We start from the raw sequence: 26,608 nt of genomic DNA on the forward strand, positions 1-26,608 counted from the left end.
TCATTTTTCTGTCTGATATTCATTGAACAGCAAACGGTTGCCGAAAGGATCGGCCACTTCCACGGTCAGCGCTCCCCAGAAGGCCTCCTCGAGGCCGGGCTTGGCATAGGCATAGTGCTTTTGCGAGAGCTCGCGATGAAATGCCCTGATCCCGGTCATGGTGATGAAGACCTTCGAGCCTGGCGTCGCATCGCCATGATGCTCGCTCAAATGCAAAGCGAGGCCGTCCCGCGAGAGCTGCGCATAAAGGGGAAAATTGTCGCCGAAGCGATGCTCCCAATCGAGCGTGAAGCCGAGGAAGCCCGAATAGAACTCCATCGCCTTGTCGACCGCGAAGATGCGGATGATCGGGATGGCGGAATTGAAGTTGACCTGCCCGTCATCTGCAAGCTTCGCCGCCAGAATGTTCCAGTTGGCGAAACCGAACTGGGCGGCGACGAGCTCCAGACTTTCGCTGTGGGTTATCGCCATGGATTTCTTCTTCAGGCCCTCGCGCAACGCGGCGGCCATGGCCTTGGCATCGTGGAATGTACGCATTGTCATCCTTGCCGGGGCGAAGTTGCTGTCAGTGCCTGCCTTGCCGATCTCTTCGCCCGCTGCAACGGATGAAAGGGAAATTCGTGATACATTCACCATACCCCGAAGGGCGCAAGCGGCAGGCTGCATCAAGCCCGGCAGGAAGACTAGCGAGGGAGCGGCAGGCAAGTCAATCTGCTGACGGCCTGTCAAAATGCCTTCGCAACGTAGTAGCATTTAGACACTGTAAGAATCAAAAAGACCGGCCAGGGATGAGCGTTGACATTGCCATATTCGATCTCGACGACGTGCTCTGCCGCTATGATCTGGGCGCGCGGCTGCGCGCCCTGTCGCGGATTTCCGGCAAGATGCCGCGCGACATCCGCGCCGCCTTGTGGGACTCGGGCTTCGAAGACGCCGCCGATGCCGGCCGCTACCAGACGGCGGAAGAATATCTCGCCGAATTCGCCAGCCGGCTCGGCCACGAGATCACGCGCGACGAATGGATCGAGGCGCGGCGTGCCTCGATCGTGCCCTGGCCCGATATGCTGGCGCTGATCCGCCGGATCGCCGCCCACCGGCGCGTCGCGCTGTTCACCAATAACGGCCCCCTGATGAAGGAGGGATTGGCCCAAATCTTTCCCGAAGCGGCGGAGATTTTCGGCGCCGACTGCTATTTCTCCTTCGAGTTCCTGACCAAGAAGCCCAATCCCGAAAGCTATCGCCGCCTGATCGGGCGTCTCGGCATCGAGGCCGGCAAAGCCTGGTTCACCGACGACAAGAAATCCAATGTCGAGGGGGCCAGGATCGCCGGCCTCCAGGCCCATCATTTCGTGTCCCATGACGTCCTGCGCCAAGAAGCCGTCCGTCTGCAGCTGACCGCTGCATGAGCCATGCTCCGACAAGCGAAGCCCGCTTCGTCACGGGCTCGACCATGCGGCATGTCGTGGTGATGACCTTCACCGGGGCGCTCGGCCTCATGTCGATGTTCCTCGTCGACCTCGCCGACCTGTTCTATCTGAGCCTCCTGGGCAAGACCGAGATCACCGCGGCGATCGGCTATGCCGGCACCGTCGTCTTCACCAATCTCTCCTTGTGCATCGGCACCGGCATCGCCGCCGCCGTCCTGGTCGCCCGCAATCTGGGCGCCAAGCGCCCTGAACGGGCGCGCGAATTCGCCACCAGCTGCTTCATGTATTCTGCCATCCTGTCGGTCGGCTTCTCCTTCCTCATAGCGCTTGCCGCCGACTGGCTCCTGCGCCTGCTCGGCGCCCAGGGCGAAGCGCTGGCACTTGCCAAGCAGTTCATCTGGATCGCCTCGCCCGGCTTCGTGTTCCTCGCCGGCGGCGTCGCCTGCTCCTTCATCCTGCGCGGCCTCGGCGATGCGCGGCGTGCGATGTATGTGACGCTGGTCGTCGCCATCATCATCGCCATCCTCGATCCGATCTTCATCTTCTGGCTGGGCTGGGGCATCCAGGGCGCGGCGCTCGCGGGCGTGCTGGCGGATCTGGGAGCGCTCGCCATCGGCCTGCGCAGCGTCCATCGCGTGCACAATTTCTTCGCCCCGCCGAGCTGGACGAGGCTCAGGGCCGACATGCGCGAGATCTCCGAAATCGCCATCCCGGCCATGCTGACCCAACTCGCCACCCCGTTCGCCAATGCCTATGCGACCCGCTCGGTGGCCCCCTTCGGCAATGAGGCGGTCGCCGCCGCCGCCATCGTCGGGCGCATCATCCCGGTCGCCTTCGGCATCATCTTCGCGCTCTCGGGCTCGGTCGGCCCTGTCATCGGGCAGAATTTCGGCGCGCGGCGCTACGACCGCGTGCGCCGCACACTGACCGACGGGCTGATCTTCGCCACCATCTATACGCTCGCCACATCGGCGCTCCTGTTCCTTTTCCGCCACGAGATCGCCGACCTCTTCCGTGCCAGCGGCCGCACCATCGACCTCGTCCTGTTCTTCTGCAGCTTCATTGCCGGCAGCTGGGCCTTCGCCGGCGCCCAGTTCGTCGCCTCGGCCGCCTTCAACAATCTCGGCCATCCCAATACGTCAACAGCGTTCAACTGGGGCAAGGCCACGCTCGGCACCATTCCCTTCGCGCTCTATGGCGCCCATGTCGCCGGCCCCGAAGGCGTCATGGCCGGCATGGCGCTGGGCTCGGTCATCTTCGGTGTTGCCTCCGTGGCCTGGGCCTATAGGATCATCGGCCAGGTGGAGCAGCAGAAGGCATGACATGGGACTGATGGATATCCTGCGCGGCGCTCAGGGTGGTGAGTTCTTCGTCAATGCCGGACAGGCTGCCGGAATCGATGCGGCGAGGGCGGAGCGCGCCCTGGGCCGGCTGGCCCCCGCCATCGCGGCAAAACTGCGCGAGCGGGCGGAGGATCCGAACGCCTTCGAAGGCCTGCTCGATCTGCTTGAGGATGGCGAGGGCGATGCGTTCCTCGATGATTCAAATTTTATGGATGATCCCGAGATCGTCAGCGACGGCGAAGCCGTGCTGGCCGAGATCTATGGATCGGCCCAGGCCGCGCGCAAGGCGCTCGCCATCAAGGCCGATGACGCGGCGATGCAACGGCTTGCCGCCATCGCCGCCAGCGCCGTGCTCGCAGCCCTGGCGCGCAGCTACCGCCAGCCGCAGCCGCAAAGCCTGGTTGGTGCGCAGCCTGCGCAAGGCCAAGGTGAAGAACAGGGCGGCATTCTCTCCTCCATCATCGATGCCGTCGTCAAAGGCGCGGTGCAGGAGGCGACGCGGCAATTCGGCCCGAAGCGACGCCGGCGTCGCCGCAGCACTTCCAGTTATTTCGGCACACGCAAGAAGCGGAAGACACGGCGCAAGCGCACGGATACGCTGTCGCTCGACCAGATCTTCGGCGAAATCCTCGGCACTATTCGGCGTTAGTTGAAAACAGGAGGCACAAGATGGACATCTCGGAGATCGGACGGCAATTCGGACTGAACGAGGCGCAGACCCGCGCCGCGTTCGAGCAGCTGGCACCGGTGGTCGCCGCCGGCATAAGGCGCAACAACCAGAGCGATGGCGGCCTCGAGAACCTGCTCAAGGCGCTGCAGGCCGGCAATCACGGCCGCTATGCCGATGATGCCTCGTCGCTGCAATATGACCAGGTCGCCGATGACGGGAACGCCATTCTCGGCCATGTCTTCGGTTCGAAGGATGTGAGCCGGGGCGTCGCCAATCATGCAGCGGATCTGTCGGGCGTCGGCTCGGCGGTGCTCAAGAAGATGCTTCCCGTCATTGCCGCCATCGTCATGGGACAGCTCGCCAAGCGCATGGGCGGCGGCGGATCGGCGCGCGCGCAGGTGCCGCAAGGCTCAGGCCAGGGCGGCGGCGGGCTCGGTGATATTCTCGGCGACATACTGGGCGGCGGAAAAGCGGGCCAGACGCCTCCGGCGGGAGGTCCCGGCGGCGGCGGGCTCGGCGACATATTGGGCGACATTCTGGGTGGCGGCACCCGCCAGGGCCAGGCGGCTCCCAAAAGCCCCCCTGCCGGCGGTCCGGGCGGCGGCGGACTTGGCGATATTCTTGGCGACATATTGGGTGGTGGCACCCGGCAGGGACAGGCGGCACCCAAGGGCGGCACCGGCGGGCTGGAGGATATCCTCGGCGACATATTGGGCGGCGGGCGGGCGCAGCAGCAAGGCGGTGGCACAGGCGGCGCTTCACCCAATGCGCCACGACCGCAGCCGGGCTCGGTCAGCCTCGAAGACCTCCTGCGCGAGATGATGGGAGGCGGCCAGGGCGGCAATGTCAACCGCGAGGTCGCCGACCGCAGCCGGCGGCGCATCGATGACGTGCTGGGCGGCGGCACCAAGACCGGCAACGCCGCCGACGACCTGCTCAATTCGGTCGATCGGGTGACCAGGCGGAGATAGAGAAAAGGCGGCCTTGCGCGACAGGGGAGTGATCGGCAAGGCCGCCGCAGTTACGCGATCGGGAATAGGGGCGACAGGATCGTCCGACCGCGTGGGGTGTCAGGTTCAGTAGGCGCCCCAGCCGGCGCGGCGGGCGGGCTGGTGACGCTGGCGCACGGTGACCCGGTTCTCCAGGGCTTCCGTGGGGTCGGTGGTCAAGGGCAGGTTCGCCGCCCAGTCCACGTCGGCGCGGCTGACGCCGATATCGGCCAGCATGAAATCATCGAACGAGGCGAGCTGGTTCACTTCCCGGCGGGCCTTCCAGTTATGGAACAGCCGCGAAAACAACGACCGGTTGCCAATCCTGTCATCGAAAATCGCGCGATTCAGGGCATAGTCTCTCATGACACGATCCTCCGTGGCGCAAGAAGACCATTCTCCTTGCGGCTCCCGCCACCCGAAAGCGGCGCTGGTGTCTCAATTGGATGATCTGAATATGAAGCTCTGCCATTGATAAATCCAACGAATATGTCTTATATTATCCATCAGAACTCTTGATGGAAGCAGGCCATGATCCCCAATCTCGATGTCGATCTCCTGAAGACCTTCCTCGCCATTGCCGATACCGGCAATTTCACCCGGGCGGCCGAGGAGGTGAACAAGACCCAGTCGGCGGTCTCCATGCAGATGAAGCGGCTGGAAGAGCTCATCGGCCGGCCGCTCTTCGTGCGCGACGGGCGGCAGAGCCGGTTCACCGGCGATGGCGAGCGGCTCATCGAATATGCGCGGCGCATCGTCAATCTCAATGACGAGGCGGTGGCGGCCTTCACCAAGCCCGAGCTCACCGGCACGCTGCGCTTCGGCACGCCCGACGACTATGCCGACCGGTTCCTGCCCGAAATCCTTGCCCGCTTCTCGCGCACTCATCCGCTGGTGACGGTCAATGTCGATTGCGCACAGAGCGGCCAGCTGTTCGAGCGCGCCCGCCATGGCGAGCTGGATCTCGCGCTTGTCACCGCGTGCTCCGAGATCTTCGCCGACGAAATCATACGGACCGAACCTTTGGTGTGGGTCACCTCGGCACGCCACAGCGTCCACATGCTCGACACCCTGCCGGTCGCCATTTCTCATACCGGCTGCGAATGGCGGGCGCTCACCATCGGGGCGCTCGAACGCCAGGGGCGCAACTACCGCATCGCCTATTCAAGCCCCAATTCGAATGCGGTCAACGCCGCCGTCCTCGCCGGCCTCGCGGTGGGCTCGATACCGGAGATCTGCGTGCGCCCGGGCATGCGCATCCTGACCGAGAAGGACGGCTTCCCGACGCTCGGCTCGTTCCGTCTCGGCATCGTGCACCGGCCGGGACGACGCAGCTCGGCGGCGGAAGCGCTCGGCCAGCATATTTCGGAAAGCATCTCCAATATGCCGCGCCAGCTGATGGCGGCGGAATAGCTTCCCCCGAAAAGTTGCATGACGTGACGGTTGCGGCGCAAGGCATACTTGGCGCGTTTCAACCATTCGCAAGAGATCAGGCAACATGGCCATCGGCACGGCACTCACGCGCCTTCTCGGCATCACCCATCCGATCATCCTGGCGCCGATGGGCGGTGTCGCTGGCGGCAAGCTCGCGGCTTCGGTGAGCCAGGCGGGCGGGCTCGGCATCATCGGCGGCGGCTATGGCAATGCGAAAGCGGGCTATGGCGGCAAGGATTTCATGGAGGAGCAGTTCCGCGCCGCCGGCAATGCGCCGGTTGGCGTCGGCTACATCACCTGGTCGCTGACGCAATTCCCCGAACTCTTCGACCAGGCGATGGAACGGGCGCCCAAGGCCTTCTTCCTCTCCTTCGGAGATGAGACGCTGTTCGCGTCGCGCATCAAGGCTGCTTGCGTGCCGCTCATCTGCCAGATCCAGGATCTCGACGGCGCCAAGCGCGCGCTCGATGCCGGCGCCGACATCATCGTGGCGCAGGGCACCGAAGCGGGCGGCCATGGCAAATCGGGACGCACGACGCTGACGCTGACACCGGCCGTCGCGGACATTGCCGGAAAGGTGCCGGTGGTCGCGGCCGGCGGCCTGTCGGATGGCCGCGGGCTTGCGGCGGCGCTGATGCTCGGCGCTTCCGGCATACTGGTCGGCACGCGTTTCTGGGCGACGCCGGAAGCGCTCGGCAGCGACAACGCCAAGCAGCTGCTGACCAAGGCGCGAAGCGACGACACGCTGCGCACGCGTGTCTTCGATATCATCCGCGACCTCGACTGGCCGGAGGGCTATACGGGCCGCGCCATCGCCAATGACTTCAGCCGCAAATGGCACGGGAATGAGCGCGCGCTCGGGCAGAATCTCAAAGACGAGGCGGAAGCCTATTGGACCGCTGCGCGCGCTGGCGACACCAGCAAGGCTGTCGTCTTTGCAGGTGAAGGCCTCGATCTCATCCATGACATCAAGCCCGCCGGCGAAATCGTCCGGGAAATCGCGACGGATGCGGAACAGCTACTGAGAACGCAGGCAGGCGTGGCCGTGAGCTGATCAGCTCACTGCGATGATTCCTGTGGAATCTCCTCCGGTTGCTCGGCAGGCATTGAAGCATCCGGCAGAGCGCCGCTGGTCGGCGGCTCGAAGTCCGGCATGGGCGGCTCGGCAGATCCCTCTGCGGCAGACTCATTTTCGCAGCGGCGCGGTTCGGCTTCATTCGCGGTGCCTGGAACAGCCGGCGCGCTCGCCGCCGAACCGCAATCACCGTCCGCCGCCGCATATGCCGCGCCCGAACCGGACAGCATCAATCCGGCAAGCACCGCCGCTGCGATCAACCGCTTATTCAACGAAGGTCGCCTTCACGCGCTTCGAGACCAGGAAATAGGGAATCCAGATGGCGACGCCGAGAAAGGCCCTGATCAGATCCTTCAGCGCCTGACCGACATCGGCGGAGCTCTCGCGGAATTCCTCGAAAGCGAAGACCATGCCCGATTCAAACAACGTCACCGCCAGCACCAGCGAGTAGAACCAGATCATCAGCCGCGGCACTTCGCGCCTCTTCTGGAACAGTCTGACCAGAACATAGATGGCGAAGGCGACGAGAGCGATGCCCAGCACCAGGGAAAGGATGGTCGGCACCGCCATCCAGCGATAGGCCGGGTCGATATTGCCGGTCACCATCGCCATGATGCCGGACCAGTATTGCAAGGCCATCATGACATTGTACGCGGTCAAGAGGATGGTGATGACGAGATGGATGATGGGCAGGATCAGCCAGCCGCCGATACCTCTTGGGCCCTCCGCCGGTTTTGCCGTATCGCTCGCCGCTGCAGAATCTGCCGGTGTTGCCATAGCCCTGTCCCCCGCTCTCTTGCCCTCTTATATATTGAAGGGTTTATTATCCGAGTCGAGCAACCTAAACGGGAAATCCTGTTAGTAGGCGAAATCGCGGAAGACCCGTTTAACGTCGCGATGCCAGCTCGTCTCGTAAAGCTGCAACAGGTCTTCGGCCCGGCTGCGGCCTGAGGCGGCAATGCCATCAAGCTCATCGAGGAAGCGGGTTTCAGTCTTGCCCTTGCAACCGACAATGCGGCGCTCGCCCAGGCCCCTGCGCGACAGAGCCAGCATGTCCTTGGCCACGTCCTGGACGAGACGGCCCTTGACCCTGGCCTGCAACGCCTCACGCGGCACCGCCTCGCGCAATGTCTGCCGGTCCTCGGCCGACCAGTCCTTCACCAGCTCCCAGGCGCCATCGAGGGAAGCCTGGTCATAGAGGAGGCCGACCCATAAAGCCGGCAGCGCGCAGAGGGTGCGCCACGGCCCGGTATCGGCACCGCGCATTTCGAGGAATTTCTTGAGCCGCACTTCCGGGAAGATCGTCGTCAGATGATCGGCCCAGTCCTGCAAGGTCGGCCTGACCCCCGGCAATTGCGGCAGCTTGCCATCGAGAAAGGCGCGGAAGCTTTCGCCTGCAACATTGTGATAATGGCCGTCGCGATGGACAAAATACATCGGCACGTCGAGCGCGTAATCGACATAGCGCTCATAGCCCATGCCCTGCTCGAAGGCGAAAGGCAGCATGCCGGAACGGTCGGGATCGGTGTCGAGCCAGACGGCGGAACGGAAGCTCTTAAAGCCGTTGGGCTTTCCCTCCGTGAACGGAGAATTGGCGAAGAGCGCCGTCGCCACCGGCTGCAAAGCCAGCGACACCCTGAGCTTCTTCACCATGTCGGCTTCGGAAGAGAAGTCGAGATTGACCTGCACCGTCGAGGTGCGGAACATCATGTCGCGGCCGTGCCTGCCTTTCTTGTCCATATAGGCCGCCATGATCTTGTAGCGGCCCTTGGGCATGACCGGCGTCTCGGCCCTGGTCCACAAGGGTGACGAGCCGAGCCCCAGGAAGGCGATGCCCAGCGCATCGCCGACCTCGCGCACCTGGGCCAGATGATTATGCACCTCATCGCAGGTCTCATGCACGGTGCTCAGAGGCGCCCCCGACAGCTCGAACTGGCCGCCGGGCTCGAGCGAGATCGAGCCCATGCCATGCGGGTCGGCAAGGGCGATGATGTTGCCTTCCTCATAGACGCCGGTCCAGCCGAAGCGGTTCTTCAGCCCTTCCAGCAGCGCCTTGATCGAGCGCGGGCCGTCATAGGGGACTGGTTCCAAGGTGTCGGTCAGAAACGGGAATTTCTCATGCTCGGTGCCGATCCGCCAATCGGACGGGGGTTTCTCGCCCTTGGCGATATAGTCGATCAGCTGGCGCTTGCCGGTGATGAGGGCGCGCGCCTCAGGCGTGTCAGGTGTAGGTCCGCTCAAGATCAGTCCCTTGGTTGCGACGCGCTGGGGGCGCGATGGAGACATGGCTACCTACTCGGCGGCCCGCATGACGACAAGTCAAAGATTGTGATGGGTCAGTGATGGATTTTCATGGCTGCCAGTCGCCCAGGACAGCCTGGACCAGCGCCAAGGCGGCGGTGCCCGCCGTATCCGCCCGCATGATCCGGGGACCCAGCGAGATGGCGGTCACGAAGGGGAGGCGCCGGAGCCCTTCCCTTTCCTCGGCCGTGAAGCCGCCCTCGGGGCCGATCAGCAAGGCGGCCGGAAGGCTGAGCCCTTTGAGAAGCGACAGCGTGTCCTCGCCATCGGAGCGTTCATCGCAATAGATCAGCGCGCGGCCACGATCCCAGCCGGCAAGCACCCGGTCGAGCTTTTCGGGCTCCAGGACCTCGGGCACATAGACCAGATTGCATTGCTCGGCGGCTTCCACCGCATTCGATTTCATCCGGTCGAGATTGACGCGCTCGACGATGGTGCGCGCGGTATAGACGGGCCGCAGGCGACGGGCGCCGAGCTCGGTCGCCTTCTGCACCAGGTAGTCGAGGCGCGCATGCTTGAGCGGCGCGAAGAGGAAATCGATATCGGGCGGCGGGGCGGCTTCGGCGAGCTGCTTCTCGCAGATGACGCTCATGGCCTTGCGCGTGACGGAACCCAGATAAGCGCGCCACTCACCATCCCGCGCATTGAAGAGCCTGACCGGATCGCCGGGCTTGAGGCGCATGACGTCACGCAGATAATGCGCCTGCTCCTGCGTCAGGGCATGCTCGGCGCGTTCGGCTAGCTGGAAGTCGACATAAAGGCGCGGCGTGTCTCGCATCGTCTCCTCGTAACCCTGCAAAGCGGCTGCGCGCAATGGGCCTATTGGCTTGAAGCCCATAGCCGGGCTAACAGACGGCCATGACCGATCATGTCGCCGACGCCCGGAAGGACAACTGGGTCGACCGCTTCATGCCGCGGGCCTTGCGGCCCTATGCGCGCCTCATGCGGCTCGACCGGCCGATCGGCTGGTGGCTGCTGCTGCTGCCCTGCTGGTGGGGCCTGGCGCTGGCGCAGATCGCGGCGGGCGGCGGCGCGCCCAATTTCTGGTACGGATTCCTGGTCTTCCTCGGCGCCGTCATCATGCGGGGCGCCGGCTGCACCCTCAATGACATCGCCGATCGCGATTTCGACGCGCAAGTGGCGCGCACCCGCTCACGCCCCATTCCTTCCGGCCAGGTGAGCGTCAAGGCGGCCTTCGTCTTCCTCGTCCTGCAATGCCTTGCCGGGCTCCTCATCCTGCTGCAGTTCAACTGGACGACCGTCCTCATCGGCGCGGCGTCGCTCGTCATCGTCGCCATCTATCCCTTCATGAAGCGCTTCACCTATTGGCCGCAGGTGTTCCTGGGCCTTGCCTTCAACTGGGGGGCTCTCCTCAGCTGGAGCGCCGTTCATGACGGCCTGGCGTGGCCGGCTGTGCTTCTCTATCTCGGCGGCATCGCCTGGACGCTCGCCTATGACACGATCTATGCGCATCAGGACAAGGAAGACGATGTGCTGATCGGGGTGAAATCGACAGCGCTGAAATTCGGCGCTTCATCGGTCTACTGGATCTCCGGCTTCTTCATCCTGGCGCTCATCCTCATCGAGGCCAGCCTGTGGCTTGCGCAAGCGGGACTCTTCGCCCATATGGGTGTGGCCGCGGCCGCCTTCCACGCTGCCTGGCAGATCTCACGCCTCGATATCGACGATCCGCAGCGCTGCCATAGGCTGTTCCTGTCCAATCGCGATTTCGGGCTTATCCTTCTTCTGGGCCTTCTCCTCGATACATTCATAAAATGACTCAAAAGCTCCTTGACCTCGCCGAAGCCGCTCTCGCCGCCGCAAAACAATCCGGCGCAACATCCGCCGATGCGCTGGTCGTCGATGGAAGCAGCCTCGACGTTGCCGTGCGCGACGGCACGATCGAAAATCTCGAGCAGTCGGAGGCCTGCGAGGTGGGCCTTCGGGTCTTTGTCGGCCAGTCTTCCGCGGCGATCGCCACATCCAAGATCGATGCGGCCGGCATCGCACGCATTGCCGAGCAGGCTGTCGCCATGGCGAAAGCGGCGCCGCCCGATCCCTATGCCGGCCTTGCGGATGCAGACCAGATCGCGAAGACCTGGGCTCAACTCGACATAGCGGGCGATGACATGCCCGACGCCGCGACCTTGCGCGACATGGCGCTCGGCGCCGAGAGCGCTGCGCTCGCCGTCGAAGGGGTGAGCAAATCAGGCGGCGCCGGCGCTTCGGCATCAGCCCGTACCGTCGTGCTCGCCGCCTCCAACGGCTTTGCCGGCAGCTACCGGCGCACCGGACTGTCGCTCAGCGCGACGGCCATCGCCGGCGAAGGCACGGGCATGGAGCGCGATTACGATTTCTCCTCCGTCATTCACCGCAGTGATCTCAGGTCGCCGGAGGACATCGGCCGCGAGGCCGGGCGGCGCGCGGCGCGCAAGATCAATCCGCGCAAGGTCAGGTCGCAGTCGGTGCCGGTCATCTATGACAACCGCATCGCCTCGAGCCTCGTCGGCCATTTCCTCTCCGCCATCATGGGCTCGGCCATCGCGCGCGGCACGAGCTTCCTGCGCGACAAGCTCGGCCAGCCGGTCTTCGCGCCCACGATCCAGATCTTCGACGATCCGCTGCGGGCGCGCGGCCTCGCCTCGCGGCCCTTCGATGCGGAAGGCATCGCCACCAGGAGGCTCCCGCTCATCGAAGACGGCGTGCTCAAGAGCTGGATCCTCGATCTGGGCTCGGCGCGCCAACTCGGCCTTGCGACGACCGGCCATGCGGCGCGCGGCCTTGCCGGCCCGCCAGGCCCCTCCTCGTCCAATGTGGAGATGCGGCCGGGCCGCGAGGACCTCGCCCAGATGATGAAGGCGATCGGCACCGGCTTTTACGTCACCGAGCTCATCGGCCATGGCCCGAATATCGTGACCGGCGATTACAGCCGGGGTGCGGCGGGCTTCTGGGTCGAGAATGGCGAGATCGCCTATCCGGTGAGCGAGGTGACACTGGCCGGCAAGCTCGCCGACATGTTCCGCCGTCTCACCCCGGCCAATGACCTCATCTACCGCACCTCCCTCACCGCGCCCTCCTGCCTCATCGAAGGGATGACCCTTGGCGGACGCTGAGCTTCTCCACGCCGCGGTGCGCGAAGCGGGCCGTCTGGCCCGCTCTTTGTTCCAGCAGAAGATCAAGCGCTGGACGAAGAGCGACGGATCGCCGGTGACCGAGGCCGATCTCGCGGTCGACAAGGTCCTGAAGGCGTTGCTGCATGAGGCGCGTCCCGATTATGGCTGGCTGTCGGAGGAAACACCCGACACGCCGGACCGGCTGGCGCGGCGCCAGGTATGGATCGTCGATCCGATCGACGGCACCCGCGCCTTCGCGCAAGGCGGCGATGAATGGTGCGTGGCGGCCGCCCTTCTCGTCGACGGGAGGCCTGAGCTTGCCGCCATCTACCGGCCGATGGCGGATCAATTCTATGAAGCGCAACGCGGCAAGGGTGCAAGGCTGAATGGCGAGAAGCTGCAGTTGGCCCGACCTTCCGGGCTTGCCGGTGCGCGCGTACTCGGCAATGCGAGCGCCATCCGGCAGCTCGAAGCCACGGCGCCGATCGAAGCGATCGCCAGCGGCAACACGCCACTGGCGATGCGCCTTGCGCGGGTGGCGTCAGGCGAGCTCGAGGCCGCCCTCTCCACCACGCCCAAGCATGACTGGGACCTTGCGGCGGGCGACCTTCTGGTGCACGAAGCGGGCGGAACCGTCACCGGGCTCGACGGACAGGTCTTCGCCTATAACCGCGCCGAGACGCGGCAAGCGAATTATGTGGCAACGTCGCACGCTCTTCATGCGGCACTTCTGGAGCATCTCGCAGCAACATGAGCAAGTCACCCAAGAAACAACCGGAGCAGCTTCTCCATCTCGTTTTCGGCGGCGAACTCACCGATCTCGACGGCATCACCTTCAAGGATGTCGCGGGCCTCGACATCGTCGGCATCTATCCCAATTTCAAGACGGCGCAGAAAGCCTGGTCCGGGAAGGCGCGCGAAACCCTCGACAATGCGCAGATGCGCTATTTCATCGTGCATCTGCATCGCCTGCTCGATCCCGCGACGGACACGACGAAGAAGAAGAAATAGTACTCAGAGCCGCAGAGGATTGCTCCAAGCGAGACTCCGACCCGACCCAATTCGTCATCCCGGCGAAAGCCGGGATCCCCTAAATTCCCTCCGAGCCATCAGCGCTGCTCGCGGTGCACTTGTTTAATGGATCCCGGCTTTCGCCGCTATCGGATTCACATATCGTAGAGGGGATTGCGACCTTGCCCTCGCCCCGCTTCAGCGGGGAGAGGGAGGGACCCATTGCGGAAGCAATGGGAGGGTGAGGGGCCTGTATGAAAGTTGCGCGCTGGCCCCTCACCCTTCCCGCCGCTGCGCGGCGGGCCCCTACCCTCTCCCCGCTGAAGCGGGGCGAGGGTGAAAGGCTCGCCCGCGAATTGTGTGCATATGATCGCGGCTTTCGCCGGGATGACGGATGAGGGAGGGTGCGAAACTTTCTGCGCGCGTGGTGGTTACGGAACGATCCTGCGGCGGCGGAGCTCGGTGAAGAGCTCCAGGAACATTGCCTCCGTATCGACCTGGTCATGGAAGCCGAGGCGGCGGGCCTTGCTGCCATCGGCGAAGAAATCATAATCCCACGAGAAGACGAAATCGGCGAAGGGCCAGGAGGAGACGTCCTTGTAGGGCGTCGGGGCAAGCCCGTGGCGTTCGACCATGGCGTTCCAGAGCGGTTCCTTATCGGTCATGACGATGCTGAGCTGCAAAGGCATCGGGCCTGCGACCTCCATGTCGAAGAAGCGGGCAATCCTCGGCCACATGTCGTTCCAGCGGAAGAGATCGCCATTGTTGATGTTGAAGGCCTGGTTGGCCGCTTTGGGCTCGGTCGCCGCCCATGTGGTCGCGCGCGCCAGGAGACCGGCATCCGTCACCTCGATGAGCTTGTCATAGGCCTGGGGCTTGCCCGGAAAGCGCAGCGGCAGGCCCAGCTCCTTCGACATCGCGGCATAGACCGCAATGGCGATGACGAGATTCATCGGATTGCCGAGTGCTACGCCACCGACCACGCTGGGGCGCAGCGCTGACCAGGTCCAGCTTTTGCCTGTCTGGCGGGCCTCCAGAAACCTCTGCTGGTCGATATTGAATTCGGGCGGCATGGGCGGCGGATCGGTCTCGCGCGCCGGCGTCTTGAATGGACCCAGATGCGCGCCATAGACCTTGTAGCCCTGCATCAGGCTCACATGCCGCAGGTGCTGTGCCGAGGCTTCCATGGCCTCGACGAGATAAGTGAGCATTGCGAGGTTGGGCGCCACAAGCTCGGCCCAGCTGCCGCGGTCCTGATAGGCGGCATAGAAGAGATGCGTGACATTGGCGAGGGGACCGAGTTTCGCCTCGACATCGCGGCGATCGAGAAGATCGACGGCGATGTGGCGCGTGCCCTCTTTCGCCTCGCCGCCCCGCCGTGACAGGCCGATGATGTCCCAGCCGCCTTCCGCCTCGAGATGGGTGATGAGATTGCGCCCGATCACACCCTGGGCGCCGGCGACCAGCGCCACCTTGTTCTGCGTTTTCATGAATTCCTCCGTTTATTCGGCCGGGCAAACCGCCAGCCGCTTCGCGGCATCGAGCCGCAAGGCCAGCAGCGCGACGATGAGACCCGATAAGGTCACCAGCGCTGCGGCCCAGGTGACGGATCCCAAGCCGGGTCCGTGATCGATGACGACGCCGCCGAGCCACGCACCGCCGGCATTGCCGAGATTGAAGGCGGCGATATTGAAGCTCGAAGCGAGGCTCTGGCCCGCGCCTTCCGCCTTCTCCAGCACCCACATCTGCAAAGGCGGCACGGTCGCGAAAGCGGACATGCCGAGTAGGAAGACGAAGGCGGCCGCGGCGATGCGGTCATGGATGGCGAAGCTCATCAGCCCCAGCACGACCGTCAGAGCGATGAGGCTGCCCAACAGCGCCGGTGTCAACCTGCGGTCGGCGAGCCTGCCGCCGAGGAGATTGCCGATCATGAGGCCGGCGCCGAAGAGCAGCATCAAGGGCGACACGGCGGCTTCGGAGAAGCCCGACAGGCTCGTCAGGATCGGCGCGATATAGGTGAAGACGGCAAAGACGCCGGCATAGCCCAGCACCGTCGTCAGAAGCCCGAGCAGAACCTGCGGGCGGCGGAAGACCTTGAGATCGTCCCGGAAGCTGCCCTGCGCGGCGACGGCCTTGTTGCGCGGAACGAAGGCCCAGATCACCGCGAGCGCCACGAGACCCACAAAAGTCACGGCCCAGAAGGTCGAGCGCCAGCCGAACATCTGGCCGAGCCAGGTGCCGAAGGGCACGCCCAATATGGTGGCGACGGTGAGGCCGGTGAACATGATGGCGATGGCTGACGCCTTCCGGTTGGGCGCGACGAGGCTGGTCGCCACCACCGAGCCCACGCCGAAGAAGGTACCATGGGCGAAGGCGGTGAGAATGCGCGCCGCCATCAAGGTCCAGTAGTCCGGCGCCACCGCAGCGGCGGCATTGCCAATGGTAAAGATGAGCATGAGGGCGAGAAGCACATTCTTGCGCGGCCAGCGGCTGGTCAAGGCGGTGAGGATCGGCGCGCCGAGCACGACGCCTAGGGCATAGCCCGAGATCAGCAGGCCCGCCGCCGGGATCGAGACGCCGAGATCTCCCGACACCTCGATGAGGAGGCCCATGATCACGAATTCGGTGACGCCTATTCCGAAAGCGCCGGCGGTGAGCGCATAGAGAGCAAGAGGCATGATTTGTCCCACAGCCGGCCCAGATGCCGGCTGCCGGGATAGATGGACGCCTCGCGGACTATGAACTAGAATGCATAAAGTAACAGGATTTGTGAGTTCAATTCACTATGGCAAAGCAATTCACCCGGATCGAGGACGCCCACCGCAATTTCATCGGGCGCCAGCACATCTTCTTCACCGCCTCGGCCGCCGAAGCCACGCGGGTCAATATCTCGCCGCGCCCGACCGACGCCTTGCGGCTCCTCGATGCCCGTAGCGCGATCTATCTCGACCGGACCGGCAGCGGCAATGAGACGGCGGCGCATCTCAAGGCCGATGGCCGGCTCACCATCATGTTCTGCGCCTTCGATGGCCCGCCCGTGATCCTGCGCCTCTATGGCCGAGGCCGCACGATCCGCCGCAACAGCCCGGAATATCTGGCGCTGCTCGACGCCCATTATGGCGGCAGCGAACCTTTGGGGGCGCGCCAGATCATCCGTCTCGATATCGACCTGGTGCAGACCTCCTGCGGCTATGGCGTACCGCTTTTCGACTATCGCGCCGAGCGGCCCAATCTCGACCGCTGGGCGGAAGCCAAAAGCGAGGACGGACTCGAAGCCTATTGGCGCGAGAAGAACCTTACCAGCATGGACGGCCTGCCGACCGGGCTGATCGACGAAGAAGAAATGGTGTCGTGAGCCGGCTCGAGGTCAACCGCTCCGGCGAGATCGAGGTCTTCGTCCGCGTCGTCGACCTGGGCGGCTTCTCCGCCGCCGCCCGCGCCTTCAAGATGACGCCCTCGGCGGTGAGCAAGCTCGTCGCACGCCTCGAGAGCCGCCTCGGCACGCGCCTCATCAACCGCTCGACGCGCAAATTGCAACTCACCGCGGAAGGTGCGGCCTTCCATGAGCGCGGCCTGCGCATCCTCGAAGACATGGCGACGGCCGAGCGCGAAGCGGCGAGCGGTGCCGAGCCGCAGGGGCGGCTTCGCATCAACAGCAATGTCCCCTTCGGCCTCCACTATCTCCTGCCGTTGCTGCCGGGCTTCCTCGACCGGTTTCCGCAGATCAAGGTCGATGTCGGGCTCACCGACCGGGTGGTGGACCTGATCGAAGAGCGCGCCGATGTCGCCATCCGCTCCGGGCCCTTGCGCGAATCGCGCCTCATAGCGCGCAAGCTCGGCGACAGCCGGTTGATCGTCGTCGCTTCACCCGACTATCTCGCCAGGCATGGCGAGCCCAGGACGCTTGCCGATCTCGACCGGCACAATCAGCTCGGCTTCTGCTTCACCCGCCATATCGCCGGCTGGCCTTTCGTCGATGGCAAAGGCGTGAGCATGACCCGCAATCTCAATGGCAATGCGCTGGTCAGCGACGGCGAGGCGCTGCGCCGGCTCGCTCTGTCAGGACTGGGCCTGGTGCGGCTGTCGAGCTTCCACATCACGCCCGATATCAAGGCCGGGCGTCTCGTGCCGGTGCTCGAAAAATACAATCCCGGCGACATCGAGACGATGTTCGCGGTCTATGTCGGCCAGGGCGGACACTTGCCGGCACGCGTGCGGGCATTCCTCGACTATCTGAGCGCCCAGGTGCGTTTTCCGCCGATCGATGCTTAAAGTATTCCGTTTCTCTGCGCCTGCGCCAGCGGAAAGCCCGACAGAGGATCGGCGGCATCCTCGGCGGCGAGGCGGCGCTCGACCGCGGCGCAATCAAGCTTCATCTGCGCCACCAGGTCATCGATGGTGTCGAAGCGGCGGTCGGGCCGGATGAGGTCGATGAAATCGACCAGCATCGTCTTGCCATAGAGATCGCCGTCGAAGCCGAGAAGATGCACTTCGAGGAAGGTCTTCTCGCTGGCGAAAGTGGGCCTGCGGCCGAAATAGCCGGCACCTTTCCAACGTGTCATGCCCCGAACAGCAGCGTCGCGCACGCGCACGGCATAGATGCCCTGGAACGGTTCCGATCCGTCGGGCAGCACGATATTGAGGGTCGGGAAGCCGATGGTGCGGCCGCGCTGGTCGCCATGCACGACCTCGCCCATCACCGTCCAGTGATAGCCGAGCTGGCGCGACGCCTCGCTCACATGGCCGTGGCGCAGCGAATCGCGAATGGCGCTCGAGGAGAAGGGTGCGTAACCGTCATCATCGGTCACCTGGTCGATCACCGTGACGCCGAAGCCCAGCTGCCGGCCCAGAGCGCGCATGGTTTCCGGTGTGCCCTTGCGGCCATGGCCGAAATGGAAGTCATAGCCGGTGACGACATGCGCGACGCCGAGCCTTTCGCTCAATTGCCTGCGGACGAAATCCTCAGGCGTCATCGCGGCAAAGGCGGCATCGAAAGCGAGAACCGCGGTGAAGCTCGCGCCCAGCGCCGCGACGAGGCGCGCCTTCAGGGGCAAGGGTGTCAGGCGGAAGACGGGCTCGGCCGGCCGGAAGAAGCTGCGCGGATGCGGCTCGAAAGTGACGAGCGCCCAATTCGTGTTGCGGCGGCGGGCCTCGGCCTGGGTCTCGGCCAGCAATTGCTGATGGCCGCGATGGATTCCGTCGAAATTGCCGATGGCGATGACAGCGCCGCGCAATTCCTGCGGCAGCGGCGCGCCGGCCTCGATGATCATGCTGGTCATAGGACGATTCTAGAGAAGGATTCTTTCTTGCGCATCGGATTATCCGAAAACCGCTTCACACTTTTCGGTCCGATGCTTAGGCGCGGGAAGGCACCAGGACAAGCGCCTCGCCTTCCAGCACCACCTTGTCGCCGACCGAGACCGAGCAGTCGAGCGAGGCGCGGCGCTTGTCGCGGTCGAGCGACGAGATGCGGGCAAGCGCACGCACCGTGTCGCCGATCCTCACCGGCGCCTTGAAGCGCAAGGTCTGGGAGAGGTAGATGCAGCCATAGCCCGGCAGCTTGGTGCCGAGGATGGTGGAGATGAAGCTCGCGGTCAGCATGCCATGGGCGATGCGGGCCTTGAACGGCGATCTGGCGGCAAAGTCGGCGTCGAGATGGACGGGATTGTTGTCGCCCGAAAGCTCGGCGAAGGTCTCGATGTCATTGCCGGTCACCACGCGTTCGTGGGCCGCCTCCATGCCGACCTCGAGATCCTCGATGCAATAATGGGCGCCGGACATTGCCGCACTCCTTTTGGTTGCAGGTGCTAAATAACCATATTGCGACGCACAAGAAAAGCTCTCCCAAAGTCGCAGCGCCGAGCCTGCGGGAACTTTGGTTAATCCTTTGAATCCAATGGGCAATCAACTCCAGGCCAGATGCGGAAGGCTGCGCATGATGCGGGCCCGGGGCACGATCTGGCGGATTTCGGCCTCCAGATGGGCCGGATCGATGCCTTCCTCGGAAATGCCGCCGGCGATCAGGACGACATCGAGACCGTAATCGGCAGCCCCCTTGATGTCGGTTTCCGGACCATCTCCGATAGCGAGGATGCTCGCCTTGCCGATCCCCGGACGCCGCTCGGCGACACGCGCCAGCGCCAGATCGTAAATGGGCCTGTAGGGCTTGCCGGCCATGGTCACCTCGCCGCCCAGCGCCGCATAGCGCTCGGCAAGGGCGCCGGCGCAATAGATCAGCCGGCTGCCGCGGCGCACCACCTTGTCGGGATTGGCGCAGACCATAGGCAATCGCCGCGCCGCCAGGGTGGCCAGCAGCTCGGCATAATCATCGGGCGTCTCGGTGTCGTCATGAACCAGGCCGACGCACAGCACGACCTCGGCTTTGTCGGGCGATGATTTCTCGATCCTCAGATCATCGAGCACGCCCAGGTCGCGCTCCGGCCCCAGGTAATAGATGCGGTGCCCGTCATAGGGGCGCATCAGCTCATGGGTGACATCGCCCGAAGTGACGATGAGATCATAGTGATCGCCGGTGACGCCCAGATGGGCAAGATGGCCCGCCACCTTGGCGGCGCTGCGCGGCGCATTGGTCAGGAGTACGACAAACCCGCCCTGAGCGCGATGGCGTTGCAGAGCTTCAACGGCCGGGGGGAAGTGTTCCACGCCATTATGCACCACGCCCCAGATGTCGCAGAACCAGACCGGATAGCGCGCCGACAGATCTTTCATGATGTCCTGATATGTCCGAAGGGTTCAGGCGGCCGAGCGGATCCGGTCGATCGACACGGCATCGCCCTTGACGCGGCGCGGCGGTGCGAAGACCGGGCCGCTGCCGAGCTCGGCCCAGCGGCCGGCGATATCGACCTGCTCGGGATAGAAGAGCCCCTGCACGCCGATGCTGAAGCCATAATCGCGGGCGGAGCGCGATGTCTCGGCCCAGGCCGGAACGGCGTGGGCTTCCGGCAGGGCCGCGGCGCTGAAGGAGATGCAGCGGAACTGCAGGTCACGCAGCGCATCGAGATCGATGCCCATGCCATGCGCCCGGCTGAGGGCGAGGCCGGAGCCGAAGCGGGCGATGCGGGCCAGGCCCTCGATGCCGCGCGGACTCAGGGCCGCCATGGTGGCGTGGTCGATCTCGAAGATGATGCCGGCGGCCCGGTCGCCGGCCTGGGTCATCTGCCATTCGATGGCCGAGAGCGCTTCGCGGGAAGCGAGCGTCTCGGGTCCCACCGGCACGAAGACGCAAGTGTCCGGCCGCTTGGCCGCCAGCCGGTGGCCGACGCTCAAGGCGCGGCTCACCGCATGGCCGTCGAGATCGGGACGCAAGCCATTGGCCGCGGCCTGGCGGGTGAGCTCCTCATAGGCAACGCGGTGGCCCTGGCCCTCGAGCACCAGCGAGGCGCGGTAATGGCGCGTCACGTCGTCATTGAGAGACACGATCGGCTCGAGATAGAATTCGAGCTGATGGGCGACGGCGGGCCGCTCTTCCGCATCACGCCGCGGTTCCTCGCGGCGTTGCTCGTCATCGCGCTGCGGCGGAAGTGCGGGCTCGCGGCGCTGGCTGGCGGCGGGCGTGGCCTTGACATATTCCCCGGCAAGCCGCTCGATCGACCGGCGCAGCTCCTCGAATTCCCGGTTGAAGTCCGACGCCTCCGCCGAGCGTGCTGCCGGGCGTTCATCGCGGCTGCCTTCCAGCACATCGACGCGCGTGGTGAGCGCCGCCAGGCGCTCGGCCAGCTTGCGGCCGCGCTGATGCAGCTCGCCCATGGCGGCGAGCCGGCGCCGGTAATAGAGGTCGCGATAAAGAAAGATCACCAGCTGGGTGGCCGCAAGCACGAGGCCCGCAAGCGCCAGAGCAAACTCGATGCGCTGGCCCGAATAGATCACGCCGCCACCGGCCGCGGCGCTCATCGCCACGGCCAGGATCGCAGCAACCCCCAAGGGTAGCGCGGGCCGCGTCATAAGATGTACGTTCCCCGAATCACTCTAGCCCGACACTAACAAAGAAAGTCAACTGCCGGAAACACCTTAAGACGTGACGGCAGAAAACGAAATAGCCATCACGCCCCAATCTGGCGCGCATCCACGCTTTTCTTCAAACGGGCTTTAGAGAGCCGGCCGCGGCTCAGATTGCGGCGAGGACTTTCGGCAGCTTGTCCTCGAAGATTTCCGAGATCTGCTCTTCCTTGATGATGAGCGGCGGCGACAGGGCGATCGTATCGCCGGTGATGCGCAGCATGATGCCATGATCATGGAAGCCCTTCTCCATGGCATCATAGCCGCGCTTGCCGGGCGAACCATCGATCGGGTTGAGATCGATGGCGGCGACGAGGCCCATGGTGCGGATGTCAGCGACATGAGGCTTGCCCCTGAGCGACATGGCGGCATCGGCCCATTTGTCCTCGAGCTTGAGCGCACGCTCGAACAGGCCTTCTTCCTTGTAGGTCTCGAGCGTGGCCACGCCCGCGGCCGCGGCGATCGGATGACCGGAATAGGTATAGCCGTGGAAGAGCTCGATCACGTGATCGGGGCCGTTCATGAAGGCATCATAGATGTGCTGGCGCGCCATGACGCCGCCCATCGGAATGGCGCCCGAGGTGACGCCCTTGGCGAAGGTGATCATGTCGGGAATGACGCCGAAACGCTCGGCGGCGAAGGGATGGCCAAGGCGGCCGAAGCCGGTGATGACCTCGTCGAAAATCAGCAGGATACCGTATTTGTCGCAGATCTGGCGCAGCTTCTTGAGATAGCCGACGGGCGGCGGCAGCACGCCGGTCGAGCCCGCCATCGGCTCGACGATGACGGCCGCGATGGTGGAGGCATCATGCAGGGCGACGAGACGCTCGAGCTCATCGGCGAGATGAGCGCCCCATTTTGGCTCACCCTTGGTGAAAGCCTGCTCGGCGCGGTTATAGGTATGCGGCAGGTGATCGACGCCGGCGAGCATCGTGCCGAAGAACTTGCGGTTGGCGACCATGCCGCCAACGCTGATGCCGCCGAAATTCACGCCATGATAGCCCCGCTCGCGGCCGATGAGGCGGGTGCGCGAGGCCTCGCCCTTGGCGCGGTGATAGGCGAGCGCGATCTTGAGCGCGGTGTCGGCGGCTTCCGATCCCGAATTGCAGAAGAAGGCGTAGTTGAGGTCGCCGGGCGCCAGCGTGGCGAGGCGGGACGACAGCTCGAACACCTTGGGGTGGCCGAACTGGAAGGTCGGGGCGAAATCGAGCTCGGCCGCCTGCTTCTGGATCGCCTCGACGATGCGGTCGCGGCAATGTCCCGCATTGGAACACCACAGGCCCGCCGTCGCGTCGAGCACCGGGCGGCCGGTCATGTCGTAATAATGCATGTCCTTGGCGCGGGCGATGAGGCGCGGCTTCTTCTTGAAAGCGCGGTTCGGGGTGAAGCCCATCCAGAAGGGTTCAAGATTATTGGGTGACGGGTCCCACTGGGCAGCGCCCGCGTGCTTGTTCATGGAAGAGCTCCTCGGTTTCGGTCGCGTGATACCTAGCAGAAAGGCCGGCCCCGAGGAAATGCCAGGGGGCGGAATTGGCACATACCAGATGCGCCGGGGCTGCCGGACATCTTCAAATCACCAGTTTTGGTCAGGCGGCCATTTTCGGCTTGCGAACGGCAATATGGACTTCATCGCCCATACGCTCGACAAAGATAAGCAGCGTGTCCAGGGAGAACTTGCTGAGCTTGCCGCGAACGAGATCGGAGACGCGTGGCCGACTGATGCCAAGCATCTTGGCAACTTCAGGCTGGCTCCACTTGCCCTTTTCTATCTTGTCTTGGACAAGGCGCATGAGATTGGCGCGGCGCTCCAAAGCGCGAGCTTCAATGGGATCGTCCTCAAGGGCATCCCAAACGCTGTCAAATGCTTCGATCTTGACCATCCGGTCTTAACTCCTGTTTCAGGCGATTTCACGCAAGCGCTGCTTGGCGAGATCAAGGTCTTTCTTGGCCGTCTGTTGAGTCTTCTTCTGGAAAGCATGCAGCACATGGACTTTTTCCGCTATCTTGACGACATAGATCACGCGGAATGCGCCGCTGGCCTCCTGCGTCCTCAACTCCCGGACACCGGCACCAATCGACGGCATGGGCTTCCAGTCTTTCGGCTCCCGGTCGTTCTGGACATCCCAGAGCATCTGGCCAAGGTCAATCCGCGCGTCCATCGGGAAGGCTTTCATGTCTTTGCGGGCGGAACCAATGAAATAGACCTTCCGCCGAGCTTTCATGGCAATTTTCGTATCAATATTTATACCTATTGTCAATCGGGACGGCTCAAAATGCGAGCCATTCCAATGCGCGCTTCAGCACGGCTGGATGCCGCAATTCCTTCGCAAAGGCCGGCAATCCTGCTAAATGAGACGGGCTGCGGAGCACTCCATCTATGTCAGCATTTTCCAGGGTTATCGCCGGCGGCCTGATCGGTCTCGGCGTCGCATGCGGCGGCTTTCTGGCCGGTGAATCTCTCGTCAAAAGCCGGCTCGGCTTCCGGACCGTCACGGTCAAGGGCCTGTCCGAGCGCGAGGTCAAGGCCGATCTCGGCTTCTGGCCGATCCGCTTCGTGGCCACGGGGCCGACGCTCGAAGCGGCGCGCTCTTCGCTCGAAACCAGCGAAAACTCGGTCAAGTCCTTCCTGAAAGGCCGCGGCTTCGCCGACACCGACTACAATGTCCAGAACATCCAGGTCGAAGACCGCATGGCGGGCTACAATGCCCAACAGACACCGGAGACCACGCGCTTCGTCCTCACCGAGGACATCCTGGTGAAATCATCGGATGTGCAGAAGCTCGCCGATTCATCGCGCGCCATCGGCGACCTCTTGAGATCGGGCGTCGTATTCTCGTCCGATTCCTATAATGCCGGGCCTTCCTTCATCTTCACCAAGATCGCCGATCTCAAGGGCGAGATGCTGACCGAGGCGACCAAGCGGGCGCGCGAGGCGGCGGAGAAATTCGCTCAAGAATCAGGCGCCAGGGTCGGCGACATCCAGAGCGCCAATCAGGGCATCATCGAAGTCAGTCCGGCGGTCGAGATCCCCAATGATCGGCCGGAAAAGCAGATCGACAAGAAGGTGCGCGTCGTCACCACGATTACCTATTTTCTCGGGAATTGACGTCATCAGAGCCTGACGATTTTTGTCACCCTCACCCTGAGGGGTATCTACAGAAACAGCCTGGGCTCCGGATCCGGCTTCGCTCAAACCGGGGGAGACCAGGCTGCAGGTCACGCGGCAGGGTAGACCGCGCGGGGGGAGCTCGCAAAAGGGTTACTTGTGCCGCAGGCCGCGGCTCATGGGTTTCACCCTGAGCAATTCGGACACCGGATCGACGGCGAGCGGCACGCGCTGGACACGGATAAGCTCGTCACGCGTGAGACCGATATCCATCAGGACATGGTCATCGAGTTGCTCGAGCTGGCGCAGCTGCCGGCGCTTGCGCCAATTCGCTACGATCCTGTTCAGCGCCGGAAACGTGAAGGTCTTATCAGCGGTTTCAGCCTGGTTCAGAATATAATCGCGCATGGCACACCTCATCGAACGGGTTTCGGACAGTCAAAAGGATACGACAGGGGTCGACCCGATTGTGTCAGCAGCGGACATCCTGCTGACATTGCATTCACAAGAAATTGTCTCGATTGTATCTGGCGGATGACAATTAACTTGCCAATTGCAGTGGTTGTTGTAATACAATGCACCCATTGTCACCGTCAAATGGATTATTGTCACCATGACAAATTGGATGCCGACACTTTCTCCCGAGAAACCGCGCTATGTCGCCATTGCCGATGCCATTGCCGCGGATCTGACCGGCGGAAAGCTCAAGGCAGGGGACCGCCTGCCGCCGCAGCGCGAGCTCGCCTGGAAGCTCGGCGTCACCATCGGCACCGTGACAAGGGCCTATCAGGAAGCCTCGAAACGCGGCCTGCTGTCAGGCGAGGTCGGGCGCGGCAGCTATCTGCGCGATCCGCGCCCCAATTATGCGGCGGCGCAAAGCATCTCCAACGGCGTCGAGCCCGGGCTCCTCGACATGCAGATGTCGGCGCCGCCCCGGGTGACGCAAGCCGCCGATTTCGAAGCGGGCCTCACCGAGATCATGCGCGATCCGGGCTGGATCGAGCTTCTCGACTATCCGTCCGCCCAGGGCTTTGCGCTGCACCGCGCCGCCGGCGTCAAATGGCTCAAGAAATCCGGCATCGACATTTCATCCGACCAGGTGGTGCTGAGCTCGGGCGCGCAATCCTCCCTCATCTCCGTCCTCTCCACCATCACCACGCCCGGCGAGCGCTTCCTCATCGAGCCTCTGACCTATCCGACCATGCAGCCGATCTGCCGGCAATTCGGCCTGCAGATGCGCACGCTGCAGAACGACGCCGAAGGTGTCACACCCGACTCGCTCGAGCACTATGCCAGGCGCGGCGAAGCGCGCATCGTCTATATCGTGCCGACGCTGCAGAACCCGACGACGGCCACGCTGTCGATGGAACGACGACAGGCGATCGCCGACATCGCCCGGCACTATGATCTCACCATCATCGAAGACGACGTCTTCCGCCTGCTCGCCGATGACGCGCCGCCCCCCATCCAGTCGATGGCGCCGGAGCGCACCTATCACATCACCAGCCTGTCGAAGACGACGGCGCCCGGCCTGCGCATGGCCTTCATGGCGCCGCCGCCCGGCGCCACTGAAGCGCTCAACCGCCAGCAGATGATCATCGGCGGAAGGCCCAATGCGCTCTCCGCCGAGCTGGCGCGGCGCTGGATCGAGACCGGCGTCGCCGACCGGGCGCTCACGGCGATCAGGCAGGAACTTGGCGTGCGGCGCGACATCGCGATGCAATATCTGGGCGGGCTTCAGGTGCGCTGCGCGCCGGGCTCGATGTTCGCCTGGATTACGCTGCCGCCCTATTGGCGCCCGAGCGATTTCGCCGCGGCGGCGCTCGCCATCGGCATCAAGGTGACACCCGGCAGCGCTTTCGCGATGGACCCTTCGGTGCAGCAGAATGCCATTCGCGCCTGTTTCGGACCGGCGCCCTCGCGCGAAATGGTGGGCGATGCCTTCGAGAGGCTGCGCGCGCTCATCGACAAGTGCCCGGTCGAAGACTGCCATACGATGGCGTGAGCCAGGTCAATGCAAGGTCGGTTACAGGGAATTACAGGGATTATCAGGGAATTTTGGCGAGAAAAACTTCCGCCCTGAATGATATCAATGACTTGCGAATCCGAGCAGGGAATTTCAG

The 26,608-nt window shown here is 64.0% G+C and carries 30 protein-coding genes; 14 read left to right on the forward strand and 16 right to left on the reverse strand.

From position 1 onward, the window contains the following. The gene (locus tag DT068_RS11420) at window positions 1-537 is read right to left on the reverse strand and encodes a glyoxalase superfamily protein (protein ID WP_119389964.1); all 537 of its coding nucleotides are present in this window, start codon (window positions 535-537) and stop codon (window positions 1-3) included. Between the two features lie 251 nt (window positions 538-788). On the opposite strand from DT068_RS11420, the gene DT068_RS11425 reads away from it, so the two are divergent. From DT068_RS11425 to DT068_RS11440, 4 genes are read left to right on the forward strand one after another with little or no spacing between them, the layout of a single operon-like run. Then, entirely contained in the window at window positions 789-1,406 is a 618-nt protein-coding gene (locus tag DT068_RS11425) for an HAD-IA family hydrolase (RefSeq protein WP_162914144.1), read from the forward strand. After that, window positions 1,403-2,749 (forward strand): MATE family efflux transporter, encoded by a 1,347-nt coding sequence (locus DT068_RS11430; RefSeq protein WP_119389966.1) that lies wholly within the window; start codon window positions 1,403-1,405, stop codon window positions 2,747-2,749. Before DT068_RS11425 ends, DT068_RS11430 begins: the two co-directional genes overlap by 4 nt. A gap of 1 nt (window position 2,750) precedes the next feature. Then, the gene (locus DT068_RS11435; protein ID WP_162914145.1) at window positions 2,751-3,419 is read left to right on the forward strand and encodes a DUF937 domain-containing protein; all 669 of its coding nucleotides are present in this window, start codon (window positions 2,751-2,753) and stop codon (window positions 3,417-3,419) included. Window positions 3,420-3,439: 20 nt separating this feature from the next. Beyond that, entirely contained in the window at window positions 3,440-4,411 is a 972-nt protein-coding gene (locus DT068_RS11440) for a DUF937 domain-containing protein (protein WP_119389968.1), read from the forward strand. A gap of 105 nt (window positions 4,412-4,516) precedes the next feature. On the opposite strand, the gene DT068_RS11445 is transcribed toward DT068_RS11440, so the two are convergent. Beyond that, window positions 4,517-4,795, reverse strand: a complete 279-nt coding sequence (locus DT068_RS11445; protein ID WP_119389969.1) for a DUF1127 domain-containing protein — start codon at window positions 4,793-4,795, stop codon at window positions 4,517-4,519. Between the two features lie 165 nt (window positions 4,796-4,960). Here DT068_RS11445 and DT068_RS11450 point away from each other — a divergent pair, with 165 nt between their 5' ends. Continuing rightward, a complete protein-coding gene (locus tag DT068_RS11450) occupies window positions 4,961-5,842 on the forward strand; it encodes a LysR substrate-binding domain-containing protein (protein ID WP_119389970.1) in 882 nt (293 codons plus the stop codon). A gap of 85 nt (window positions 5,843-5,927) precedes the next feature. Next, window positions 5,928-6,917 (forward strand): NAD(P)H-dependent flavin oxidoreductase, encoded by a 990-nt coding sequence (locus DT068_RS11455; RefSeq protein WP_119389971.1) that lies wholly within the window; start codon window positions 5,928-5,930, stop codon window positions 6,915-6,917. A 5-nt stretch (window positions 6,918-6,922) separates the two neighbouring features. Here the strand turns inward: DT068_RS11455 and DT068_RS11460 are convergent, their stop codons facing one another. From DT068_RS11460 to DT068_RS11475, 4 genes are all read right to left on the reverse strand, one after another. Then, window positions 6,923-7,210, reverse strand: coding sequence for a hypothetical protein (locus tag DT068_RS11460; protein WP_162914146.1), 288 nt, complete (start codon window positions 7,208-7,210; stop codon window positions 6,923-6,925). Continuing rightward, window positions 7,203-7,715: a DUF2569 domain-containing protein gene (locus DT068_RS11465; protein ID WP_119389973.1), complete on the reverse strand. Its 513-nt coding sequence runs from the start codon at window positions 7,713-7,715 to the stop codon at window positions 7,203-7,205. The genes DT068_RS11460 and DT068_RS11465 overlap by 8 nt, the downstream gene beginning before the upstream one ends. Window positions 7,716-7,796: 81 nt before the next feature. Continuing rightward, entirely contained in the window at window positions 7,797-9,224 is a 1,428-nt protein-coding gene (locus tag DT068_RS11470) for a glutamate--cysteine ligase (RefSeq protein WP_119389974.1), read from the reverse strand. Between the two features lie 64 nt (window positions 9,225-9,288). After that, window positions 9,289-10,017, reverse strand: a complete 729-nt coding sequence (locus DT068_RS11475) for a 16S rRNA (uracil(1498)-N(3))-methyltransferase (RefSeq protein ID WP_119389975.1) — start codon at window positions 10,015-10,017, stop codon at window positions 9,289-9,291. 80 nt (window positions 10,018-10,097) lie between these two features. Here DT068_RS11475 and ubiA point away from each other — a divergent pair, with 80 nt between their 5' ends. From ubiA to DT068_RS11495, 4 genes are read left to right on the forward strand one after another with little or no spacing between them, the layout of a single operon-like run. After that, entirely contained in the window at window positions 10,098-11,018 is a 921-nt protein-coding gene (gene ubiA, locus DT068_RS11480) for a 4-hydroxybenzoate octaprenyltransferase (protein ID WP_119389976.1), read from the forward strand. Continuing rightward, window positions 11,015-12,352, forward strand: a complete 1,338-nt coding sequence (locus DT068_RS11485) for a TldD/PmbA family protein (RefSeq protein WP_119389977.1) — start codon at window positions 11,015-11,017, stop codon at window positions 12,350-12,352. Before ubiA ends, DT068_RS11485 begins: the two co-directional genes overlap by 4 nt. Further along, window positions 12,339-13,106 (forward strand): 3'(2'),5'-bisphosphate nucleotidase CysQ, encoded by a 768-nt coding sequence (locus tag DT068_RS11490; RefSeq protein ID WP_119389978.1) that lies wholly within the window; start codon window positions 12,339-12,341, stop codon window positions 13,104-13,106. The genes DT068_RS11485 and DT068_RS11490 overlap by 14 nt, the downstream gene beginning before the upstream one ends. Continuing rightward, entirely contained in the window at window positions 13,103-13,363 is a 261-nt protein-coding gene (locus DT068_RS11495) for a DUF4170 domain-containing protein (RefSeq protein WP_119389979.1), read from the forward strand. Before DT068_RS11490 ends, DT068_RS11495 begins: the two co-directional genes overlap by 4 nt. Window positions 13,364-13,794: 431 nt before the next feature. On the opposite strand, the gene DT068_RS11500 is transcribed toward DT068_RS11495, so the two are convergent. Further along, entirely contained in the window at window positions 13,795-14,853 is a 1,059-nt protein-coding gene (locus DT068_RS11500; RefSeq protein ID WP_119389980.1) for an SDR family oxidoreductase, read from the reverse strand. Between the two features lie 12 nt (window positions 14,854-14,865). Next, window positions 14,866-16,041: an MFS transporter gene (locus tag DT068_RS11505; protein WP_119389981.1), complete on the reverse strand. Its 1,176-nt coding sequence runs from the start codon at window positions 16,039-16,041 to the stop codon at window positions 14,866-14,868. A gap of 107 nt (window positions 16,042-16,148) precedes the next feature. Here DT068_RS11505 and DT068_RS11510 point away from each other — a divergent pair, with 107 nt between their 5' ends. Both DT068_RS11510 and DT068_RS11515 read left to right on the forward strand, forming a co-directional pair. After that, window positions 16,149-16,718, forward strand: a complete 570-nt coding sequence (locus DT068_RS11510) for a pyridoxamine 5'-phosphate oxidase family protein (RefSeq protein WP_119389982.1) — start codon at window positions 16,149-16,151, stop codon at window positions 16,716-16,718. Beyond that, entirely contained in the window at window positions 16,715-17,635 is a 921-nt protein-coding gene (locus DT068_RS11515; RefSeq protein WP_119389983.1) for a LysR family transcriptional regulator, read from the forward strand. Before DT068_RS11510 ends, DT068_RS11515 begins: the two co-directional genes overlap by 4 nt. Here the strand turns inward: DT068_RS11515 and DT068_RS11520 are convergent. The 7 genes from DT068_RS11520 to DT068_RS11550 form a co-directional block, all read right to left on the reverse strand. Then, window positions 17,632-18,642: a bifunctional riboflavin kinase/FAD synthetase gene (locus DT068_RS11520; RefSeq protein ID WP_119389984.1), complete on the reverse strand. Its 1,011-nt coding sequence runs from the start codon at window positions 18,640-18,642 to the stop codon at window positions 17,632-17,634. The genes DT068_RS11515 and DT068_RS11520 overlap by 4 nt on opposite strands. Window positions 18,643-18,718: 76 nt before the next feature. Continuing rightward, entirely contained in the window at window positions 18,719-19,144 is a 426-nt protein-coding gene (locus DT068_RS11525) for a MaoC family dehydratase (protein WP_119389985.1), read from the reverse strand. A 123-nt stretch (window positions 19,145-19,267) separates the two neighbouring features. Further along, the gene (locus DT068_RS11530) at window positions 19,268-20,092 is read right to left on the reverse strand and encodes a TIGR01459 family HAD-type hydrolase (RefSeq protein WP_119389986.1); all 825 of its coding nucleotides are present in this window, start codon (window positions 20,090-20,092) and stop codon (window positions 19,268-19,270) included. Between the two features lie 24 nt (window positions 20,093-20,116). Then, on the reverse strand, window positions 20,117-21,325 hold the full coding sequence (locus DT068_RS11535; protein ID WP_119389987.1) for an EAL domain-containing protein: 1,209 nt from the start codon (window positions 21,323-21,325) through the stop codon (window positions 20,117-20,119). Between the two features lie 163 nt (window positions 21,326-21,488). After that, on the reverse strand, window positions 21,489-22,835 hold the full coding sequence (gene aptA, locus DT068_RS11540; protein WP_119389988.1) for an omega-aminotransferase AptA: 1,347 nt from the start codon (window positions 22,833-22,835) through the stop codon (window positions 21,489-21,491). 130 nt (window positions 22,836-22,965) lie between these two features. Continuing rightward, window positions 22,966-23,259, reverse strand: a complete 294-nt coding sequence (locus DT068_RS11545; protein ID WP_119389989.1) for a helix-turn-helix domain-containing protein — start codon at window positions 23,257-23,259, stop codon at window positions 22,966-22,968. Window positions 23,260-23,277: 18 nt separating this feature from the next. Further along, window positions 23,278-23,601, reverse strand: a complete 324-nt coding sequence (locus DT068_RS11550; RefSeq protein WP_119389990.1) for a type II toxin-antitoxin system RelE/ParE family toxin — start codon at window positions 23,599-23,601, stop codon at window positions 23,278-23,280. A gap of 155 nt (window positions 23,602-23,756) precedes the next feature. Here DT068_RS11550 and DT068_RS11555 point away from each other — a divergent pair, with 155 nt between their 5' ends. Then, the gene (locus DT068_RS11555) at window positions 23,757-24,485 is read left to right on the forward strand and encodes an SIMPL domain-containing protein (RefSeq protein ID WP_119389991.1); all 729 of its coding nucleotides are present in this window, start codon (window positions 23,757-23,759) and stop codon (window positions 24,483-24,485) included. A 153-nt stretch (window positions 24,486-24,638) separates the two neighbouring features. On the opposite strand, the gene DT068_RS11560 is transcribed toward DT068_RS11555, so the two are convergent. Beyond that, window positions 24,639-24,893 carry a DUF1127 domain-containing protein gene (locus DT068_RS11560; RefSeq protein WP_162914147.1) on the reverse strand — a complete coding sequence of 85 codons (255 nt, stop codon included), beginning with the start codon at window positions 24,891-24,893 and terminating at the stop codon, window positions 24,639-24,641. Window positions 24,894-25,110: 217 nt separating this feature from the next. Here DT068_RS11560 and DT068_RS11565 point away from each other — a divergent pair, with 217 nt between their 5' ends. Further along, window positions 25,111-26,490: an aminotransferase-like domain-containing protein gene (locus DT068_RS11565; protein ID WP_162914148.1), complete on the forward strand. Its 1,380-nt coding sequence runs from the start codon at window positions 25,111-25,113 to the stop codon at window positions 26,488-26,490. Window positions 26,491-26,608: the final 118 nt, after the last annotated feature.

Origin of the sequence: Taklimakanibacter lacteus (genome assembly GCA_003576695.1) — a bacterium.
GTDB lineage: Bacteria > Pseudomonadota > Alphaproteobacteria > Rhizobiales > Aestuariivirgaceae > Taklimakanibacter > Taklimakanibacter lacteus.